Origin of the sequence: Micromonospora sp. B11E3 (genome assembly GCF_039871625.1) — a bacterium.
Taxonomy (GTDB): domain Bacteria; phylum Actinomycetota; class Actinomycetes; order Mycobacteriales; family Micromonosporaceae; genus Micromonospora.
In genome coordinates this window covers 67,236-87,340 of the sequence record NZ_JBDPMC010000027.1, presented here as the reverse complement: position 1 = coordinate 87,340, position 20,105 = coordinate 67,236, and the positions used below count along the sequence as shown (strand labels likewise).

The following is a 20,105-nucleotide window of genomic DNA, read 5'->3' as shown; positions in this document are numbered from 1 at the left end:
ACGACCTGATCCACGGCCAGGCGCCGGCCAGTGGCCCAGACCGCAACCCGGGCGACCTGCCGGTCCAGGTCCGACTTCTGGCCGGCTGACGAGACGCGGGCATACACCACGGTCTTCCCGGCGTCGGGCGCCGCGCCGGTCAACGGTTCACCGACCATGATGAGACGGCCGAGCCGGCACGTGGGAACGGGCAGCGTGCCCGCCGCGTACCGCCGCCGCGCGGTCACGTATGAGACGCCGGTCGCCGCCGCCCATTCCTTCACGTTCACGACGAAACCATACAACGCTATCTACTGCTAAAGACCACCGACGCGGCAACAGTTGTCACCCCCCTCCACCCGTTTCCAGCCATAACTCGTATCCGTTGTGGCTTGACCGGTGCGGCGGCAGTGACCGGCTCGGCGGCGCGGCCTCTCGCCGACGGACGTCCGCCCGCAAGAAGGTCACGCCGCCTCGGGCAGCCGGGCGGCGGCCGCCACAGCGAGCGGGTCGAGCCCGTCTCCGCCCTGATCGATGTGCACGAGCAGGGCTGCGCGCAGCCTCGGTGCCCAGAACCTCCGGATGTGGTCGGCCACCGCCGCCACCGCCTCCTCTTGCGGGCGGTGTTGAAACTGCCTGGAGATGTCGTTGGCCATCCGCACATGCGGTGGTGTCGTGAGGGCGCTCATCGCTCAGTCCTTTACGATCGCGACCGGGAGCGCGGGGCGCTCGGCCTCCGCGGCGGCCGTCGCCGTCGCGCTCGCTGGTGTCACCTGCACCGCGGTCACCTTGTACTCCGGGCAGTTGGTCGCCCAGTCGGAATGCTCGGTGGTGACCACGTTCGCCCCGGACTCCGGATGGTGGAAGGTCGTGTAGCAGACCCCGACCGGCATCCGGTCCGACAGTTGGGCACGCATCGTGGTCTGCCCGACCCGGCTGGCGAGGGTGACCGTGTCCCCGTCGTGGATGCCACGCACCTCCGCGTCGTGGGGGTGGATTTCCAGCACGTCCTCCGGATGCCAGGCGACGTTGCCGGTGCGCCGGGTCTGGGCGCCCACGTTGTACTGGCTCAGGATTCGGCCTGTGGTCAGGATCAGCGGGAAACGCCGCGTGCTGCGCTCCTGGGTGGGCACGTAGTCGGTTCTGTTGAAGCGTCCCCTGCCGCGCACGAAGCTGTCGACGTGCATGATCGGCGTTCCGTTCGGAGCCGCAGCGTTGCAGGGCCACTGCACGCTGCCGACCCGGTCCAGCATCTCGAACGAGACCCCGGCGAAGGTCGGGGTGGTCAATGCGATCTCATCCATGACCTGGGCCGCCGACTCGTAGTGCATGGGGTAGCCCATCGCCTGTGCGATCTCACAGACAATCTGCCATTCCTGCTTCCCGGTGCGGGCCGGCTGCACCGGGCGGACCCGGTTGATCCGCCGCTCGGCGTTGGTGAACGTGCCGTCCTTTTCGAGGAAGGACGTGCCGGGCAGCAGGACGTGGGCGAACTTGGCCGTCTCGTTGACGAACAGGTCCTGCACGACCAGCAGGTCGAGCGCCTTCAGGGCGGCGTGCACGTGCGTGGTATTCGGGTCGGACTGGGCGATGTCCTCGCCTTGTACGAACAGGGCCCGGAACGACCCGTCCAGCGCCGAGTCGAACATGTTCGGGATGCGCAGGCCCGGCTCGTCGAGCAGCGGTACTCCCCACAGGTGCTCATAGACCGACCGCACATCGTCGTCGGCGACGTGGCGATAGCCGGGCAGCTCGTGCGGGAAGGATCCCATGTCGCACGATCCCTGCACGTTGTTCTGCCCGCGCAACGGGTTGACCCCCACCCCGGGGCGGCCGATGTTGCCGGTCGCCATCGCGAGGTTGGCCATACCCATGACCATCGTGGAACCCTGGCTGTGCTCGGTGACGCCAAGGCCGTAGTAGATCGCGGCGTTGCCCGCGGTCGCATACAGCCGGGCCGCCTCGCGCAGCTCGGCGGCTGGCACCCCGGTGATCTCCTGCACAGCCTCAGGGCTGTTCTCCGGGCGGGCGATGAACGTTGCCCACTCGTCAAAGCCCTCGCAGCGCTGCGCGACGAACTCGTCGTTCACCAGGCCCTCGGTGACCACCACATGTGCCATCGCGTTGACAACCGCGACGTTGGTGCCGGGGGCCAGCTGCAGGTGGTGGCGGGCCTCAACGTGCGGAGAGCGGACGAGTTCGATACGCCGTGGGTCCACCACGATCAGCTGGGCTCCCCGGCGTAGCTGCTGCTTGAGCCGGGAGGCGAAAACCGGGTGCGCGTCGGTGGGGTTCGCCCCGATCAGCAGCACGACGTCGGCCTCGGCGACCGAGGCGAAGTCCTGCGTGCCTGCCGAGGTGCCGAATGCCTGGCTCAGGCCGTAGCCGGTGGGCGAGTGGCACACCCGCGCGCAGGTGTCGACGTTGTTGTTGCCGAACGCCGCCCGCACCATCTTCTGGACGACGTAGACCTCCTCGTTGGTGCACCGCGACGAGGTGATCGCACCGATCGCGCCCTGGCCGTGCTCGGCCTGGATCTCGCGCAGCCGCCGAGCGGTGAACGAGATCGCCTCCTCCCAGCTGACCTCCCGCCACTCGTCGGTGATCGATTCGCGCAGCCGCGGGGTGAGCACCCGGTCGGGGTGGGAGGCGTAGCCGAAGGCGAAACGGCCCTTGACGCAGGAGTGGCCCTCGTTGGCGCCGCCGTCCTTGTAGGGCACCATGCGGACCAGCTCGTCGCCGCGCAGCTCCGCCTTGAACGAGCAGCCAACGCCGCAGTAGGCGCACGTGGTGATCACGGTACGGGTGGGCATGCCGAGTTCGACGACCGAGCGCTCCTGCAGCGTCGCCGTCGGGCAGGCTTGCACGCAGGCGCCGCAGGAGACGCACTCGGAGCTGAGGAAGTTGTCGGCCGCGGTGCCCGCGGAAACTCTCGAGCCGAAGCCGCGACCCTCGATGGTCAGCGCAAAGGTGCCCTGGATCTCGTCACAGGCCCGCACACAGCGCGAGCAGACGATGCACTTGGACGAGTCGAAGTCGAAGTAGGGGTTGGAGCGGTCGGTCGACGCGTCGAGGTGGTTCTCGCCGTCGAACCCGTAGCGGACCTCGCGCAGCCCGACCACGCCGGACATGTCCTGCAGCTCGCAGTCGCCGTTGGCCGAGCAGGTCAGGCAGTCCAGCGGGTGGTCGGAAATGTAGAGCTCCATGACGCCGCGGCGCAGGCGCTCCAGCTTCGAGGTCTGGGTGTGTACGACCATGCCCGGCCTGACCGGGGTGGTGCACGAGGCAGGCGTGCCGCGTGCACCGTCGATCTCGACCACGCACAGCCGGCACGAACCGAAGGCTTTCAGGCTGTCGGTGGCGCACAGCTTGGGGATGTCGATCCCGGCCTCCGCAGCGGCGCGCAGCACCGAGGTGCCCGGTGCGACGGCGACCACGACACCGTCGACGGTGAGTTCCACGGTGGCCTCACCCGGAACAGCAGGGGTGCCGAGGTCGGGTTCCTTGAGCAGGCTCATCGGGTGCCCTCCCCCTCGTTGTCGGCGGATCGGACGTCGAAGTCGGCGCCGAAGTGCCGGACCGCGCTGCGGACCGGCATCGGCGTCAGGCCGCCCATCGCGCACAGCGACCCGTCAGTCATCAGCTCGCACAGGTCCTCGAGCAGCGCCAGGTTGCGCTTCCGCTGCTCGCCGGCCCGAATCCGGTCGATCACCTCAACCCCACGCACGGCACCGATCCGGCAGGGCGTGCACTTGCCGCAGGACTCCTCGGCGCAGAACTCGAAGGCGAAGCGGGCCATCCTGGCCATGTCGACGGTGTCGTCGAACACGACGATCCCGCCATGGCCGAGCATGGCCCCCGCCGCGGCGAACGCCTCGTAGTCCATCGGCAGGTCGAACTGCTCGACCGGGAGGTAGGCGCCCAGCGGGCCGCCGACCTGGACCGCGCGTACCGGCCGGCCGCTGCGGGTGCCTGCGCCGTAGTCCTCGACCAGCTCCCGCAGGGTGACGCCGAAGTCGGTCTCGACGATCCCGCCACGGGCGATGTTGCCGCCGAGCTGGAACACGCTGGTGCCGCGCGAGCGCCCGGTGCCGCGCGCGGCGTAGGCCGCCGCGCCGCCGGCCAGGATCGCCGGTACGGTGGCCAACGAGAGCACGTTGTTGACCACGGTCGGACGGCCGAAGAGCCCTTCCATGGCCGGGATCGGTGGTTTGCTCCGGACCATGCCGCGCTTGCCCTCCAGGCTCTCCAGCATGGAGGTTTCCTCACCGCAGATGTAGGCACCGGCACCGACCCGCACATGCAGGTCGAACCGCAGCGACGAGCCGAGCACCCGCTCACCCAGCCAGCCGTGGGCGTAGGCGATCTCGATCGCGGAGGTCACGGTGGCGACCGCGTCCGGGTACTCCGAACGGATGTAGACGTACCCCTCGGTCGCGCCGGTCGCGTGCGCGCCGATCGTCATACCCTCGATCAGGCTGAACGGGTCGCCCTCCAGCAGCATCCGGTCGGCGAAGGTCCCGCTGTCGCCCTCGTCGGCGTTGCAGCAGATGTACTTCACAGGGTCCTGCGCATCGAGCACGGTCCGCCACTTGATGCCTGTCGGGAATCCCGCCCCGCCGCGGCCACGCAGGCCGGAGTCGATGACCTCGGCGACGACGTCGGCCGGGGCGAGCTCCAGCGCCCTGCGCAGCCCGGCCAGCCCGCCGTGGGCCTGAAAGTCCCCCACCGACAGCGGGTCGACCACGCCGACCCTGGCGAAGGTGACCCGCCGCTGGTCGCGCAGCCACGGCAGTTGCTCAACCGGACCGAGGCACAGCGGGTGGTCGGTCGGCCCGTCGGTGAGTCCGGTCGTAGCCAGCAGGCCGTCGACATCGCCCGGCTCCACCGGCCCGTAGCCGATCCGCCCGGCGGGAGTCGCCACCTCCAGCAACGGTTCCAGCCACAGCAGCCCACGCGATCCGGTCCGCACGACCCGCCACTGTCCCGGCGCGCCCGCCAACTGCTGGGCCACCGCGTCGGCGCCCACTGAGCGGGCCGCGGTGTCCCGCGGGAGGTAGATCGTGACCGGCTCGTTCATCGTGCTTCCTCGCCGTCGCGGTCGGACCGGGCAGCCGCGGGCGCACCCGCTGCCGGGGCGGTGCCCGCGCCGTCGACCGGGGCGGCCGACGGCTCGCCGGGCCGCTGCCGTGCACTGATGACGAGGTCGTCCAGTCGGGCGCCGTCGACCCTCCCATATACGGTGCTCCCGACCTGGGCCGAGGGGCCGAGCGCGCAGTTGCCGAGGCAGAACACCTGGTCGAGGGTGACCGAGCCGTCCGCCGTGGTCTGGCCGACGTCAACGCCGATGCTGGTGCGAGCGTGCTCGACGAGCTGGTCGGCACCGACCGACTGGCAGGCTTCCCCCCGGCAGATCCGCACTGTGGTGTCGCCGGCCGGGGTGGTCCGGAAATCTCGGTAAAAGCTGATCACACCGTGGATCTCGGCCCGGGAGAGGTTGAGCCCCTCGGCCATGACGCCGATCGCGGCAGGGTCCACGTGACCGAACTCGGCCATCAGTGTGTGCAGGATCGGTAGCAGGGCTGCAGGGTCCCCGCAGTGCGCGGCCACGACCGACCGCACCCGTTCCTCGTACCCAGACCCGCTCACCACGACGCCGTGTGTCATCGGGCCATGGTCCAGGGAGCCGATTGGGCAGGTCAAAGCACTCCTGGCTATCAGGGGATAACTGCCATCTATCATCGGTACGCAACACCAGAGGCGATCAACCGCTCACCGTTGCAGATTCCGCTCCAACGGTCTCCCGACTTGCAGACCCGCTGACTCGATCACGTGCACGCCTCGCGTCAGCGTCCGCGGCCCCGGGGCTCGATCACGTCGACGACCAGCGTCGGCCACGGCCCCCTGGCCCGGTGTGGCGGACGTTGGCCGGGCTGTTGCATCGTCTTCGTCCGGCGGTCGAGGCAGCCTTGACCGGCGAAGTTGTCAAGCCCTGGTCGCCTGTGGGCACCGCCAAAGTCTGCGTTCACCGACTTCCGGTTTCCGGCAAGGTGATCGTCGTCGCGGTTCGTGCGGTACAACCTCTCGTACCGGGACATTGAGAAACGCCTGATCGAACGTGGTGTCGAGGTCGACGACGTCACCGTGCTCCGGTGGGTGGGTACAGCGGCTCACTCCGCTGCTGACCGATGCCGCCCGGTTCGCCCGCCACTCGCCTGGTGATCGGTGGTTCGTGGACGGAACCTACGTGAAGGTCAACGGGGTGTGGCGCTACGCAAACCACGCTGCTACTTTGCCGGCCCACCGTCCAGGATCTGCCGTTTTCGCCACCTCGCAGGATTCCAACGTGCACCGTCGGCAAGCTACGGTGTGTGACGGGGGCGGTGCGAACGCAACGTGAGCAGCCCGGCCGGCAACGATCTGGCCGCGGCGCCCAAACCGGTCATCCTCACCCGTCGTCCTCGAGAAGGTGTTCCCGCGGGGAAGCTACACCTACGGGACCGGCCGCAAGCCGGGCGGAGGCTGCGCGGGCGGCGATGACGGAAGGGATTCTCGCAACGCGGAAGTGGGTCGCCGGCACCATCCGCCAGGCCCGGACCATGCACGTCACGGAGTTCACGCACCGCAAGAACGGGATGTGGGATCCCGAAGCGGGACAGGGCGCACCGAGAAATCGCCCGGGTCCCTTCGGCAAGGCGGCCGGGACGTCGCCACGGTGAGCACTTACCTGTGGCAGGTGCTCCAGGCGTACGAGCGGACTCGATCGCGCGAGCCATCGGATCATGGTGCCGCAGCCCACACAGGCTGCGGCACCTTAACCGGAAGACTCTTCTCAGTTATCAAGCATGGGAAGACTCAGCTCGGATGAATTCCGGCATTACTGGAAGCAACTGGGCGGCTGCAGATTCCGATAGATCTTTGATGTAGCGGAATGCTCCGCAGTCATCTCCTGCGCCTCATACAATCGAGCTGCCATCTGGGTCCGCTCCTGTGGAGACGCAGAACGCCAACCAATCTCCAACGCGGCGTTGTGGAGCGCTTCGGTCTCAGAGGAACCGAGTCTTGCCCGTCTCTCGTGTTGCACTGTTGCCCAGGGCATCGTTACCTCCCTCGCTGCACGTGGGCCCACCCGGGCGCGCCCGCGCTGCCGTTGCTGCAGGGGCCTCGTCAACGTCGATCGCCGCGACCGGGCAGGACTCAGCGGCGTCCAGGACGTCGTCGAGACGGTCTGCCGCGGGGCGTGGCTCCAGCAGCCGTACCCAGCCGCTGTCATCGGCGCCGAAGACGTCGGGCGCCGCAGCCCGGCAGTGGCCCATCGCCATGCACCGCTCGGGATGGACGGTGACCTCAATGCCGGTGCCGCTCACAACCGGACCGGCCGCTTCTCCCAGCCCCGGGCGACCGCGTTGCTCGTGCGACGCACGGCAGGTTCGGAACCTGCGCTGAAATTGGGGTAGTGCCGTAGCAGTTCCTCGAACACGACCTGTCCCTCGAGGCGGGCCAGCGCAGCGCCGACGCAGAAGTGGATGCCGTGCAGGAACGCGAGATGCCTGTTGTTCTCGGCCCGGTGGATGTCGAAGCGACCGGGGTCGGGAAAGGCCCGCGGGTCGCGGTTAGCCGTGGCGATGCACGGCGCTACGAGTGTCCCGGCCGTTAGGTGCTGCTCGCCGACGATGGCGTCCTTCTTCAGCAGCCTGAAGGTGAGGTGCAGCGGCGGATCGATCCGCAGCATCTCTTCGATGGTTTTCGGCAGCAGCGCAGGATCGGCGGTGATCTCGGCACGTACCTCGGGGTTGTCGAGCAGCAGGGTGATGCCGTTGCCGATGAGGTTGGTGGTCGTGTCGTTGCCGGCGACCAAGAGCAGCGCGATCTGTGCGATGAGTTCGGCCTCGCCCAGCAGGTCGCCGTCGTCGGTCCTGGTCTGCACGATGGTGGAGATCAGGTCGTCGGCGGGGTGGGCACGGCGCTGCTCGGCGAGGTCGGCGAGGAAGTCGAAGAGCACCAGGCTGCTGCGGATCGCCTCGTCGCGCCGCTCACCTTGGACCATCGGGTCGAATGTGGAGGCGTAGGCGAACGACCAGGTGCGGAAGTTGCCCCAGACGTCCCGGGGGACGCCGAGGATCGAGGCGATCACCGCCGCCGGTACATCGGCCGCGAGCCGCGGCATGATGTCGATTTCGCGACCGGGCTCGAACTCGCCGAGCAGGGCGGTGGTCGCGTCGAGCACGGCGCCGCGCCAGCGTTCGACGGCATCGGGCGTGAACGCTGTGCGGAAGGTCGAGCGGATCCGGGTGTGCACCGGTGGATCCGCGCACATCAACACCCGCGACGCGATCTCGACGAACCGCTGATGTTCGGTGTCTGCCGGGTCGTGCATCCCGGCTGGCGTAATATCGAACAGCTCGTTTGAAAACGTGGTGTGGTCGGTGGCGATCCGTCGCACGTCCGTGTAGCGGGTCACGAAGAAGCTCCGCAGCAGCGGCGAGTAGTGCACGCCGTCGCCAGCCTCGCGTAGTTCGTCGTACAGCGGGAACGGGTCCTGGACCACACCTCCGAACAGGTCCGCGAAGATCGACTCCGCCCCTCTCGTTCCGCGGTCCACAGTGGTCTCGCTCGCCATGGCATCTCCCGATGTGTTGATTACAAGGAGTGTGGAGAGGTGGCGAGGCAAAGTCAACGATCCGTCGAGGCCGTACCCGTGCCCACCGGCATTAGGTCCGGCTTGTTCTTCACGTGCGGCACGAGCGCGGACAGTGAGGTCGATGCAGGGGGTCTCATTTGACGCGGTGCCGTGCAGGAGATGAAGGTTTTGTGGCCCTTCGGCATCGCCCTGTGGGGGGAGATGTCAAACCGGCTCAAGCTACGTTGGCTGAAGACCGTCGCGGTGAGCGTTGAGAAATATGCACGCTTGACGTGTCAGGTTGAGTTTCCCCCGCTTTGATGCTGGATGATCGTCCAGACCTGCACCGACACAGGTCGGCCAGGGCTCATTCGCTGGCCACAGCAGCGGCCCGCCCACGGAGCTCTGCTCGACCGACGGCGAACCCTACCGTGGATGCAGCCGGGTGCTGCTCCGCGCAAACGCACGCAACTGCGGGAAGGCCGCTTCCATATCCTCGCCGGTCAGTTGCAGACCCGCCGCGCGGGCCCGTTCCACCACCTGGGCCACCAGCTGATCGTCGACCCCGTCCCCTGCCGGCCGTGCCGGTCCACGCTTCGCCACCTGGCCAGTATCGGCCTCGGTGATCACTCAGGTGCTGCTCCTTGATCAGGAGTTACACCGTTCGTTTCGTTTTACAGTCCCTCGCGTTGCTTTCCGGGCCACCGGTCTTGCCCCCCATGTCGTGCCTCCTGAAGAGGCTCAGAGGCGTGTGGCTACGCGGACGAGGTCGGCGAGTGCTCGGGAGCGGCTGTGTGGCGGCCAGGCGATGACGGTCGTCACGGTCGGCGCGTCGAGAACCGGCACGGCGGCCAGGCCTTCGAGCAGGTTGGCGCGGCAGGATTCGGGCAGGACCACGGTGGTGCGGCCAAGCGCGATCAGTTGGAAGAGCTGTGTCTGGTTGCGTACTTCCGCTCCGGGGCCTTCGGGATAGGCGCCGCCGGGGCCGGGCCAGCGGGCAAGCGGGAGGTCCGGCAGTGAACTGACATCCGCCGTCCGAACGTAGGATCTGCCGGCGAGCGGATGCGAGGCAGGAAGGATGGCGACCTGTCCCTCGGTGTGCAGAATTTCGGTGTCGAGTTCGGCCGTCGAGTCGAAGGGTTGATGCAGCAGCGCCACGTCGGCCTGGCCATCATGCAGCATTTGCTGGGGCTGGGATTCGCAGAGCAGCAGGTCGACGGCGACGGCACCCGGCTCGGCGGCGTACGCGTCGAGCAACTTTGCCAGCAGTTCGCCGGAGGCGCCGGCCTTGGTGGCCAGGACGAGCGAGGGCTGACTCGTCGCGGCACGTTGGGTGCGCCGCTCGGCTGCGGCCAGCGCGCCGAGGATCGCCCGGCCTTCGGCCAGCAGCACTGATCCGGCTGCGGTGAGGGTGACTTTGCGGCTGGTGCGTTCCAGCAACGCGACTCCGAGTCGTTGCTCGAGCTGAGTGATCGTCCGCGACAGCGGCGGCTGGGCGATACCCAGGCGCCGGGCGGCCCGGCCGAAGTGCAACTCCTCGGCGACCGCAACGAAGTACCGCAACTCCCGCGTCTCCACCCGCTCAGACTACCGTCGGATCAATATCAGCTGGGTATCGTTGCGTGACTCAGACGGTGTTGGTGCCCCGCCGGTGTCCGGTCACGATCAACGGCATGAGCGAACAGACGATTGCGCTGATCACCGGCGCGAACAAGGGAATCGGATACGAGATCGCGGCCGGGCTCGGCGCGCTGGGCTGGAGCGTCGGAATCGGGGCCCGGGACGAGCAGCGCCGGGAGGACGCCGTGGCGAAGCTGCGTGCGGCCGGCGTCGATGCGTTCGGTGTGCTCCTCGATGTGACCGACGACGCGAGCGTTGTGGCCGCCGCTGCACTGATCGAGGAGCGCGCCGGGCGGCTTGACGTGCTGGTCAACAATGCCGGCGTCGCCGGGGTATGGCCGGAGGAGCCCTCGACCGTTACGCCGGAGAGTATGCGGGCGGTGGTGGAGACCAACGTGATCGGCGTCGTCCGGGTCATCAACGCGATGCTGCCGCTGCTGCGCCGCTCCGAGCGCCCGCGAATCGTCAACCAGTCCAGCCACGTCGCTTCTCTGACCTTGCAGACCACGCCGGGTGTCGACCTCGGCGGGATCAGCGGGGCGTACTCACCGTCGAAGACGTTCCTCAACGCGGTCACCATCCAGTACGCCAAGGAACTGAGTGACACCAATATCAAAATCAACAACGCCTGCCCAGGCTACGTCGCCACCGATCTCAACGGCTTCCACGGAACCAGCACGCCCGCAGAAGGCGCCAAGATCGCCATTCGGCTCGCCACGCTGCCCGACGACGGCCCGACCGGAGGGCTGTTCGATGACGCCGGGAATGTGCCCTGGTGACGAGCCCCTCCTTGCTCACCCACCGTTGAGACGCCCTACGAGATCTCCAGCCTGTCAAAACCCTCGTCTGGGGTGTTGCGCAACGGACGCGGACGAATGAGGGGGAACTCCGCATCATGGCTGCTATCTGGACTCCGGACGACATACGGCGAATCGGTTCTACCGACGAACTGTAGGTCACCACCAAACGTATCGACGGGACCCTGTGGCGCTGGTTGCCGATCTGGGTCGTGTGCGTCAGTGACAGGTGTATGTGCGAACCTGGTACCGACGGAACACCGGTTGGTTCGCTCACGTGCTGGACTCCCGCCGGGCACCGCCTGGTGCGAGGTGATGCCGCAGAGTTGTCGGGCCGCGGCGGGCAGGGGTAGCGCGCCGCGGGCTCCGACGACGTGCGTTCCGTCAGCTGCGGCGGTGACCAGGAGAAGGCCGTCGGTGACGTCGACACGAAGGTGGTGGCCGGCAGGCCAGCACAACGCCCGCAGCAACGCTCGGGCCGCCACACGGCCGTCGGCGTCCGGGCGGGCCACATCGACGACAACGTCGTCCCGCGCAGCTGGGAGCGGTGCGGGAAGCGCCGGCATCAGAGCTGGTGGCGGTGCCGGGCGAGGAAGCGGGGTGGGATGACCGCGCCGATGAGCTGCTCGTCGGGGCGTCGGCGGGACGGTTGCCGGGCGGCCGTCATGGTGACCGCCGCAGGCGTTCGCGGATCGTCAGTGCGCGACAAGCATCCGCGGCCGGGTCTTGGCGACGACGGCCCGGACGGCCCGGTCGAGCTGGTTGGCCAGCACGGTCAGCTGCGCCCTGCGGGAGCCCCCACCCTCCGTCCAGTTGAAACCCTCGAACGTGTATCCGCCGATGGTTAGTAGGGGGTGCTGACCCATCGCGGTGAGGATCTCCGTGTACGCCGTGAGCACACCTCGGACGTTCGACCCGGCCGTGACCAGCCCGCCGTCCGCGTCCTGGCTCAGGATATGCACATCGCGGTTGACTGCGGACAGGATGTCGACCGCGCGTCGGGTATAGCTCGAACCGAGCACCGTCTCACGAAAGATGCCGTAGGGCAGCTTCCCGCCTTCGCGCCAGTTCGACTCGCTCTCCACCGCCTTGGCCCGGTCGGTGTCACTGGGCAACGCGCGGTACGCGCGGCGCAGTTCCTCCCAGGACACCGCTCCGCCGCCGGACTTGCGGACCCACGTGGGCCGCCAGAGAAAACCGAAGATCGCCATCAGCAACTTGTCACGCTTCGCGACGTTGCCGACCGCGCCGGTCACCTGATCGCGGGCGTCCTTGTTCGCCTCGGGGTTCAGCCGTTCGAACACGTTAATGCCCGCGACGACCGCGGTCCGGCTCGCCGCCAGATCCTTGGTCTGCGGATCGGACCACGCGTCGTCCAGATAACGGGTCGCCAGGTCGCCGACCCCATCGGCGGGCTGGGCAGCCATGTTGACGACGAAGCCGGTGGACGGGTCGTCCTTGCCCGCGAAGGGCACGTGGATCTTCCGCAGGTACTGGTTCGCGCGCCCGACCGCAGTGATCTTCATGGATGCCTCGGCCCTGCCGACCTCGTACGGGAAGGCCTCACCGTCCAGTTGCACCTGGCCCCGCTCCTCCTGGCTATTGGGCGTGATTCGGACGGTGGTATTGATCTGCTTGTCACGCAGGACGCCGGCGAAGGGCTCCATGCCGACGGTGAGCTTGAGGCCACGGACGCGGGAGTCGAGCCGCCCCTGCTGACTGCGAGGAGGTCCCAGTGCAGTTTGCGGCGGAGCTCGACGGCCCTGACCTGCTCGGCTGGTGGATACGGCAGCCGAGCCGACGAGGCCGTCTGCGGACACGGCGCCCGACAACACCACATCCACCGGGCCTCCGGTTTGCGTTCTACGGCCGGATGTCGACCAAGGAGTTCCAGGATCGGTTGTCGTCGACGCGGTGGCAGCGCGACTTCGCCGAGGGCCTGGTCGAGGGCCGGGGCGTGATCGTGGCTGAGTTCTTCGACGCCGACTGCTCCCGCCGGCTGCCGTGGCCGCGACGCCCACAGGCCGCGCGGCTGCTCGCCGCCCTGGCCGATCCGGATCGTGGATTCGACGCGATCGCGGTCGGCGAGTTCGAGCGTGCCTTCTACGGCGACCAGGTCCGTCAACTCGCCCCGCTGTTCAAGATCTACAGTGTCGAGGTGTGGCTGCCCGAGCTCAACGGTCCAGTCGACGCCACGAACGAGTTCCACCTGTCGCTGCTGGCGGTGCTCGGCGTGCATTCGAAGCGTGAGATCCAGCGCTCGCGGTTCCGGGCGATCGCGGCTATGCGTGCCCAGGTCATCGAGCAGGGTCGCCACCTGGGCGGCCGACCGCCGTACGGTTACCGCCTGGTCGACGCGGGCCCGCATCCGAACAGGACGCACGCCCGCTGGGGTCGCAGGAAGCAGTGTCTGGAGCCTGACCCGGCTACCGCACCCTGGGTGAAATGGATCTCCGCCCAACGGCTAGCCGGCAGAGCGTCGCGGGAATCCCTCGCGAGCTCAACGAGCAGGGGGTGCCCTGCCCATCCGGCTACGACCGGGCCCGCAACCCGCACCGCAACGGCACGGCCTGGACGCTGCGCACGGCGCGATGACGAGCACCCCTCGGTGTGGCTGAATGTCGAGGCGCTGGCCCGGCTGCCAACCCAGCGCGCGCAGGATGTGCTGCGCGGTCACTCGGGCCGCAGCGGGATGGGACAGCCATCCCAGCAGAAGCTCAGAGGCATTGACGACCGCCGGTAGCTGAACTCGGGCGGGTAGTGCCGGCATCGGTACCGGGCGGGGACGTGGACGGGCGGGCAGGGCAGCAGGAACAAGCGGACGGACAAGCTGTTCGCCGCTCGATCGGGAAAGTCGTGTCATGCCGGTGAAAACCGGAGACGATGCCATCGGCCGCGTCGCTCCCGATGGCCGAGAGCCGCGGGTGGCCGACGACGCTTACCGCTCCGCGCAGCACCTCTCAGCCCAATGACGGGCCCCTCTCAAGGAAGTACCTTTCCACGTGGCAAGACCCGCACTGGGTCGGAATCGACTTCGCTGCCTTGAGGGCTGCCATCAACCAGGGGCATGTTCCCGCTCGCGTGCGGGAATACGCCCGAAACGTGATGAAATGGGACGAAATCTAAGTCCGTACAGGCATACCCGACGCTGCGGAACACCGTCATGCTCCCAGCCCGCTCCCCAGGTTGCCGCATCGAGAGCTCACACTTATTTCGAGGCGTCGTTTCGACGTCTCGGCGGTATACTGGGTGAATGACGATCACACTCTGGCCGGTGGTGGACAGGACCCGGGTCGTGCATGCCTTCAAGCCTGGCGAGCCGGCCGCCGTCGAGGGACCGTTCCGCACGCTGCGGCTGCACGAGTGGGCGACAGCGGGAGTCCGCGTCACCCGCCGTAGCGGCAAGCGCCTCGGCGGCCAGATGACCATCTTCAGCTCGCTCAACGTCGAGGCCGCCCGCCTTGCACGGCGAGGGATCCGCGACGTCGCCGGCAGGGTGGCCCGGGCAGCCGAAGAGCTCGAGTCCGGACCGGAGTTCATGCGGCTGCAGACAATGTTGGCGGACATGCCCGCACATGATGCGGAGAGCGTCGTGGCGGGCACCCTGCCCGACAACGCACCCACGGCTCTGGCAGATGTGGTCAAGGAACTTGCTCGCCGCACTGAGGAGCTACGTGCTCGCGAATCGGCACTCGCGACGCTCGTCGAGACGATCGCCGGGCGAATCGCCGAGGTACACGAGGGATATGTGCTCCTTGTGCTGGTCAGCGGGCCCACCGCGATCGTGCCGCGGTGGATGGCCGTCGCGGCCGGGCGGGACAAGGTCGGCCAACTGCTCGCCTTGGTGATGGACAAGCTCGACGCCGCCAGCGCCGTCGTCGAGGCGCTGCCCGCCATCGACATCAACAACCTTCAGGCACACGACACCTTCAGTCCTTTCGGTCGCCGCGATCCTCGCGTCCAACGCATCACCGCCGCCGACGAGCGCCTGCTGCGCGGCCAGCCCGAGCCCCTGCGCGTTCTCGTGCCGGTGCGGATCGACGCATGACCGAGCCGGAATGGCACATCCGGTCAGGTCAACCAGCCGACCGAAGCCTGCTCAGCACATTCGCGTGCGCAGACCCACAGGTGGACTGGCAGGTCGAGGTCGAGCAGTTCATCCGAACCCAGCTCACCGACTGGACCTTCGACCCGCACGCCACCAGCGGCGACCCACGCCTCCTGGTGGCGTTCGCCACCGCCACCGAGGAGTTGTTCGGCGTGGCCGCCCACGAGCGGGTGGTCATCGAAAGCCCCACCGCGCAGTTCGACGCCACCAAGTTGGAGGTCATCGCCATCGCCAGGGCCTGGCAGGGCCGACGGTTCAGCACCGGCGAACGCGCCAGCGACGTGCTTATGTCCGCCGTGATGACCGACGTCTCCGCCCGGGTCCCACCACGCGACGCCCGCGTCTTCGCGGTCATCCACCAGGACAACCATCGAAGCCTCGCGCTGTGCCAGCGCTACGGGCTGGTCGAGGAGATGACCCGGCCGCACCCGGACTACCGCAGGCTCGTCACCGCCAACCGGTCGCGCGAGGCAGCAGACACAACGTGAGCCATGCCCCCGCCGCGGCAGGGCCATGGGACGATGCGCCGGCGGGTCCGGTCGATGCGATCGAGGCGAGCGAGGTCGATCGGCTCGGGCGCGAGCTGAAGCAGCTACGGGCGGAGAATGCCCGCCTGTCGCGCCTGTTGGAGTCGCGTGGTCAGGACACACGACACCCGCGGCTGACCGCGATGGTGGGGGCTGTGAGCGGAACCGCGTTGGGGCGGTTGTTGGCGCATCGGTGGCGGGAGGTTGCCGCGACAGCGGGTGCCCTGCGGCCGGAACTCGACGCTGTGCTGGCCGGCGGCGCGGCCAGTCCTTCGTTGGTGCGGCGGCTGGCGCCGACGCTCGGGTTACACACGGCGGATCTGTTCGTGGTCGCCGGGCTCGATCTGCCGCCTGATTTGGTGCCTGCCAGCGGTACCGGGTCTTGGCATGTCGGGACGGTACTGGAGAGGGCGGCCAAGTTGGCGCCGCAGTCGCTGCGCCGGTTGCACGAGTTCGTCCGGTCATTACCCGAGCATCCGCCGGCGTGGCCGCCTGTGCGGTCGCGCTACAGCTACCCGCTGGGGCCTGGCGAGATGATGTTGCGGCTACTGCGGAACCGCAACATCGGGTCGTACAGTCCGAAGGTGTTGTGGTTCATCGGCGACGGGCCGATGGTGTCGCCCTCCACAATCGCGATGCTGGGACCTGGCCGTACGCGGCTGACGCCGCAGTACGTGACCGCGTTCGCCACCGTCCTGGGTATTCCCGACGACGACGTGGCAGCCGTTGCCGGGGTTGCTGCGGCCACCGACCCACGTCTACACCGCAACCACGTTGAACTTGCCCGGTTGGCCTGGGACGCCCGGCGATTGACCGAAGAGCAACTGTCCGAGGTGCTCGACCTGGCCAGGCGACTGTGGTAGCTGAGTCGGCAATGATCCCTCCGCCGTCCGACCGCCTCGGAACCAAGCCAATGCCCAACAATCAGGACGCACCGGCGAAGGTCACGAAACCGGGATCACTCTGTACGCCGCAGTTGGCGCACTGACATCGACCACGAGCGGTCGGCTGACTGGTCGGTCGCAGGTGCGGCCCCTGACGCCCGCTCGGCGGCAGATGCGAGCATGCGTAAGCCGGGACTCACCGTCGAAGCTCGGCCACCTCGCCCAGCCGCTCGAGCTTGTGCGGGTTGCGGATCGCGTAGATTTGGGTGATCCTGCCGTCCTCGATGACGAACGACACGGCCGTGTCGTTCTCGCCACTGGGGTCGATGCGCGCCGCGATGCCGCCGTTGAGGTCGACGATGAAAGCCTTGGCGCCGGGCGCGACCTCGGCGAAGCGGGCCATCACCGGGGCAAGCTTCGCGGCCCCGCGGACCGGCTTCGGGATTGTCGGGGCCAGGCCGCCGCCGTCGCCCACGACGAGCACGTCGGGAGCCAGCACCTTGAGCAGTCCGGGCACGTCGCCGGTGGTCAGCGCGTCGAGGAACCGCTCGACCACCTGCTCCTGCTCGGTGCGGCTTACCGACATCCGCGGCCGGCGCGCCGCCACGTGCTTGCGGGCCCGCGTCGCAATCTGGCGCACCGCCGCCGGCGACTTGTCCAGCACCTCGGCGATCTCGTCGTACGGCACGTCGAAGACCTCGCGGAGCACGAAGACCGCGCGCTCCGTCGGTAGCAGCGTCTCGAGTATCGCCAGCATGGCGATCGACACGCTCTCTGCCAGCTCGACGTCCTCGGCGACGTCCGGGCTGGTCAGCAGGGGCTCGGGCAGCCACTCGCCCACGTACTCCTCGCGCTGCCGCGCGAGCGTGCGCAGCCGGTTGAGGCAGAGCCGGGTCACGATCCGCACGAGGTACGCCCGAGGGTCCCGGACCTCGCAGCGCTCGGCGTCGACCAAGGCTGCCCACCGCAGCCAGGTCTCCTGCACCACGTCCTCGGCGTCAGCGACCGAGCCGAGCATCTCGTAGGCGACGGTGAACAGCAGGCTGCGGTGGGCGACGAAGGGGTCCTCGCTCATGACGCGGACGCTACTCCCGGTCGCTCGGCCAGCGGCCTCAAGCCGCACGCGGCGGCGAAGCCGTCGGACTCGATGCCGAGCGCCACGTTGCCACGCGTACTCATGTTCGCGAATGCGATCACCGAGGTGAGCTCGACCACGGCGGCAGGTCCGTGCCCGCCTCGTATCCGGGGCAGCGCGTCTGACCTATTTGCGCGGGCTCTAAGTTGACCGCGGCGGGCGGACATGGGCTGGCAGCCTGTGGAGCTGCCCGCACGAACGGGGCGGCGACCATGGGAGCGGCACAACTCGCGCGAGCTGCGCCGAACGCGCGAGCCACCGCCAGCGCAGGCGAGGCAACTTCGCCGTCCTGATCGCCGTCGCCACCGCCCGCCGCCTCGCCACGACCCAACAACCGCCTCCCAGCGGCACGAGGACAGCACCCGGAGGTCGTATGTGGCTTGCGGATTACGGAGCGCAGCTCGGGGGCTTCGGGTCAACGCCAAGTGAAGCGTTGTTCACTCCGGCTGTGGTGGTTCTGAGCCAGTTCGGGGTCGCGCGGTGCATCCTGTTCCGGCGGTAGCGCGTGATAGCACAGGTGGGGCAGCTCCACAGGGCCCGACGGGACACCGGGCGCCGGCCCCCGCACGGCTGGGGCATCATCGGTCGTGGCGGTGTCGGTGCCGCCACGCGGCGGGAGGGGCGAGGTGTGCTGGAACTTCCTGACGACCTGCCGGTCGTCGAGCGCCGCGCGGTGCGGCTGGTGGTGCTCGACGCGGACGAGCGGCTGCTGCTGTTCCACACCCGGGACCCGGAGCATCCCCGGCTGGGCACCTGGTGGGAGCTGCCCGGCGGCGGGATGGACCCGGGCGAGACGTACCTCGACACGGCCGTGCGGGAGCTGCGCGAGGAGACCGGCATCCTGGTCGACCCGGCGCGGGTCGGGCCGCCGAACTGGCGGCGGTGGGCCAGCTTCATCCACCGGCAGCGGCGCCACGTGCAGGACGAGGTGATCCTTCCGGTACGCCTCGACCGCCCCGGCCCCGACGTCGACGAGACCGACCGGCTCGACTACGAGCGGGAGGACTACTTCGGCTTCCGCTGGTGGGCGGTCGGTGACGTGGTGGCGAGCCGCGAGCGGTTCTACCCGGGACGGCTGCCCGGGCTGCTCGCCGCGTTCCTGGCCGGGGACGAGATCGACGAGCCCTTCGAGCTGTGGTCATGACGACGGCCCCGGGCGGGCACAGTAGACCCATGACGACGGACCTTCACGCCCCGCTGGCCCGCTACGCCGCCCGGCTGCACGCCTCGGTCGGCGACCGGCACCACGTCGCGTCCCCGCTCGGCGCCTGGCTGCTGCTCGCGCTCTGCGCGGCGGCCCCGGACGCCGCCGCCGGTTCTCACCGCGAGGACGGCCTCGCCGGGTTCCTGGGCACCGACCCGGCGGCGGCCGCGCGGGCCGCCGCCGCGCTGCTCGACGCCCCGCACCCCCTCGTACCGTCGGCGACGGCGGTCTGGCACCGACCGGACGCGGACACCGCCGGCCTGGCCGCCTGGCGGGCCGCCCTCCCCCGCGCCACCACCACGGGACAGCTGCCGGACCAGGCGGGGCTCGACGCGTGGGCCCGGGAGCACACGGCCGGGCTGGTCGAGCGCTTCCCGCTGACCGTCTCGCCCCAGGTGGTGCTGGCGCTGGCCTCGGCGCTGGCCACCCGGGTGTCGTGGGCGCAGCCGTTCGACGTCGCCCCGGCGTCCGCGCTCGGCCCGGCCAGCCCCTGGGCCGGGCGGCTGACCCGGGTGCTGCGTACCCCGGCGCACGGCCACCTGGCGTGGATCGCCGCGACGCCCGAGGCCGGCGACGTGGCGGTGCACACGGCGGCGGCCCGGCCCGCCCCGGACGGGGGCGACGGGGCGGGCCTGCTGGTCGTCTCGGTCGCCGCCGCGCCCGACGTCGCCGCCGCCGACGTGCTGGCCGCCGCGTACCGGATCGCCGCCGGCGCCGACGCGGCCGAGCCGGCCGGGCGGCGGTCGCTGTTCGACCTGCCGCTGGGCGAGACGCCGCTGTGGACGCTGCGCGAGGAGGTCGTGCACACCCACGCCCGCGGCGGCCGGGAGGAGCGGCACGCGGCGGTGCTGCCCCGCTGGTCCGCGCGGAACGAGCACGACGTGAGCGAACTCGGGTTCCGGGCGGCCGTCGCGGCGCTCGCGCCGGGGTTGCGCGCCGAGGCGCGGCAGGCGACGGTGGCCAGCTACACCCGGTACGGGTTCGAGGCCGCCGCGGTCACCGGGGCGTTCGGGTTGGTCAGCCTGCCGCCGGAGGGGGTGGCCCGGACGGCGGAGCTGCGCTTCGGCCACCCGTACGCGGTGGTCGCCGTCGCCACCGACCGCCGGGCCGGTGGGGCGGGCCCGTGGCACGGGGTGCCGGTCTTCTCCGGCTGGGTCAGCGAGCCCGACGACCTGCCGGAAGACGAGGCCGCCTGAGACGCCGGTGGGGCCCCGGCCGACGCCGGAGCCCC

16 protein-coding genes and 2 pseudogenes are annotated in these 20,105 nt (G+C 69.4%); 8 read left to right on the top strand and 10 right to left on the bottom strand.

The window, feature by feature from the left end; all coding sequences use genetic code 11:
* From ABGB16_RS16105 to ABGB16_RS16085, 5 genes and pseudogenes are all read right to left on the bottom strand, one after another.
* Nucleotides 1–269, bottom strand: a pseudogene (locus tag ABGB16_RS16105) (IS607 family transposase); the annotation flags it as partial.
* Between the two features lie 174 nt (nt 270–443).
* Nucleotides 444–668: a formate dehydrogenase subunit delta gene (locus tag ABGB16_RS16100; protein ID WP_347668862.1), complete on the bottom strand. Its 225-nt coding sequence runs from the start codon at nt 666–668 to the stop codon at nt 444–446.
* A 3-nt stretch (nt 669–671) separates the two neighbouring features.
* Nucleotides 672–3,497: a formate dehydrogenase subunit alpha gene (gene fdhF / locus ABGB16_RS16095; protein WP_347668861.1), complete on the bottom strand. Its 2,826-nt coding sequence runs from the start codon at nt 3,495–3,497 to the stop codon at nt 672–674.
* Nucleotides 3,494–5,059 (bottom strand): NADH-ubiquinone oxidoreductase-F iron-sulfur binding region domain-containing protein, encoded by a 1,566-nt coding sequence (locus ABGB16_RS16090; protein ID WP_347668860.1) that lies wholly within the window; start codon nt 5,057–5,059, stop codon nt 3,494–3,496. Before ABGB16_RS16090 ends, fdhF begins: the two co-directional genes overlap by 4 nt.
* A complete protein-coding gene (locus tag ABGB16_RS16085; RefSeq protein WP_347668859.1) occupies nt 5,056–5,646 on the bottom strand; it encodes an NAD(P)H-dependent oxidoreductase subunit E in 591 nt (196 codons plus the stop codon). Before ABGB16_RS16085 ends, ABGB16_RS16090 begins: the two co-directional genes overlap by 4 nt.
* A gap of 399 nt (nt 5,647–6,045) precedes the next feature.
* Here ABGB16_RS16085 and ABGB16_RS16080 point away from each other — a divergent pair.
* A pseudogene (locus ABGB16_RS16080) lies at nt 6,046–6,253 on the top strand (IS6 family transposase); the annotation flags it as partial.
* Nucleotides 6,254–7,342: 1,089 nt separating this feature from the next.
* Here the strand turns inward: ABGB16_RS16080 and ABGB16_RS16075 are convergent.
* The 3 genes from ABGB16_RS16075 to ABGB16_RS16065 form a co-directional block, all read right to left on the bottom strand.
* The gene (locus ABGB16_RS16075) at nt 7,343–8,440 is read right to left on the bottom strand and encodes a cytochrome P450 (protein ID WP_347668858.1); all 1,098 of its coding nucleotides are present in this window, start codon (nt 8,438–8,440) and stop codon (nt 7,343–7,345) included.
* A gap of 585 nt (nt 8,441–9,025) precedes the next feature.
* Nucleotides 9,026–9,229 carry a hypothetical protein gene (locus ABGB16_RS16070; protein WP_347668857.1) on the bottom strand — a complete coding sequence of 68 codons (204 nt, stop codon included), beginning with the start codon at nt 9,227–9,229 and terminating at the stop codon, nt 9,026–9,028.
* A 111-nt stretch (nt 9,230–9,340) separates the two neighbouring features.
* Entirely contained in the window at nt 9,341–10,177 is an 837-nt protein-coding gene (locus tag ABGB16_RS16065; protein WP_347668856.1) for a LysR family transcriptional regulator, read from the bottom strand.
* 95 nt (nt 10,178–10,272) lie between these two features.
* Between ABGB16_RS16065 and ABGB16_RS16060 the strand changes: the two genes are divergently transcribed.
* Nucleotides 10,273–10,998 carry an SDR family NAD(P)-dependent oxidoreductase gene (locus ABGB16_RS16060; protein ID WP_347668855.1) on the top strand — a complete coding sequence of 242 codons (726 nt, stop codon included), beginning with the start codon at nt 10,273–10,275 and terminating at the stop codon, nt 10,996–10,998.
* A gap of 713 nt (nt 10,999–11,711) precedes the next feature.
* Here the strand turns inward: ABGB16_RS16060 and ABGB16_RS16055 are convergent.
* Nucleotides 11,712–12,860 (bottom strand): hypothetical protein, encoded by a 1,149-nt coding sequence (locus tag ABGB16_RS16055; RefSeq protein ID WP_347668854.1) that lies wholly within the window; start codon nt 12,858–12,860, stop codon nt 11,712–11,714.
* A gap of 29 nt (nt 12,861–12,889) precedes the next feature.
* On the opposite strand from ABGB16_RS16055, the gene ABGB16_RS16050 reads away from it, so the two are divergent.
* The 4 genes from ABGB16_RS16050 (at nt 12,890) to ABGB16_RS16035 (ending at nt 16,514) form a co-directional block, all read left to right on the top strand.
* A complete protein-coding gene (locus tag ABGB16_RS16050; RefSeq protein ID WP_347668853.1) occupies nt 12,890–13,759 on the top strand; it encodes a hypothetical protein in 870 nt (289 codons plus the stop codon).
* 510 nt (nt 13,760–14,269) lie between these two features.
* Complete coding sequence (locus tag ABGB16_RS16045; RefSeq protein ID WP_347668852.1) at nt 14,270–15,064, top strand: hypothetical protein; 795 nt, start codon at nt 14,270–14,272, stop codon at nt 15,062–15,064.
* Between the two features lie 80 nt (nt 15,065–15,144).
* Nucleotides 15,145–15,612 (top strand): hypothetical protein, encoded by a 468-nt coding sequence (locus ABGB16_RS16040; protein WP_347668851.1) that lies wholly within the window; start codon nt 15,145–15,147, stop codon nt 15,610–15,612.
* Nucleotides 15,609–16,514 (top strand): hypothetical protein, encoded by a 906-nt coding sequence (locus tag ABGB16_RS16035; protein WP_347668850.1) that lies wholly within the window; start codon nt 15,609–15,611, stop codon nt 16,512–16,514. Before ABGB16_RS16040 ends, ABGB16_RS16035 begins: the two co-directional genes overlap by 4 nt.
* A gap of 217 nt (nt 16,515–16,731) precedes the next feature.
* Here ABGB16_RS16035 and ABGB16_RS16030 read toward each other — a convergent pair whose 3' ends face one another.
* Nucleotides 16,732–17,610: an RNA polymerase sigma-70 factor gene (locus ABGB16_RS16030; RefSeq protein ID WP_347668849.1), complete on the bottom strand. Its 879-nt coding sequence runs from the start codon at nt 17,608–17,610 to the stop codon at nt 16,732–16,734.
* 688 nt (nt 17,611–18,298) lie between these two features.
* Here ABGB16_RS16030 and ABGB16_RS16025 point away from each other — a divergent pair.
* Both ABGB16_RS16025 and ABGB16_RS16020 read left to right on the top strand, forming a co-directional pair.
* On the top strand, nt 18,299–18,814 hold the full coding sequence (locus ABGB16_RS16025; RefSeq protein WP_347668848.1) for an NUDIX domain-containing protein: 516 nt from the start codon (nt 18,299–18,301) through the stop codon (nt 18,812–18,814).
* A gap of 29 nt (nt 18,815–18,843) precedes the next feature.
* Nucleotides 18,844–20,070 carry a hypothetical protein gene (locus ABGB16_RS16020; protein ID WP_347668847.1) on the top strand — a complete coding sequence of 409 codons (1,227 nt, stop codon included), beginning with the start codon at nt 18,844–18,846 and terminating at the stop codon, nt 20,068–20,070.
* Nucleotides 20,071–20,105 lie beyond the last annotated feature (35 nt).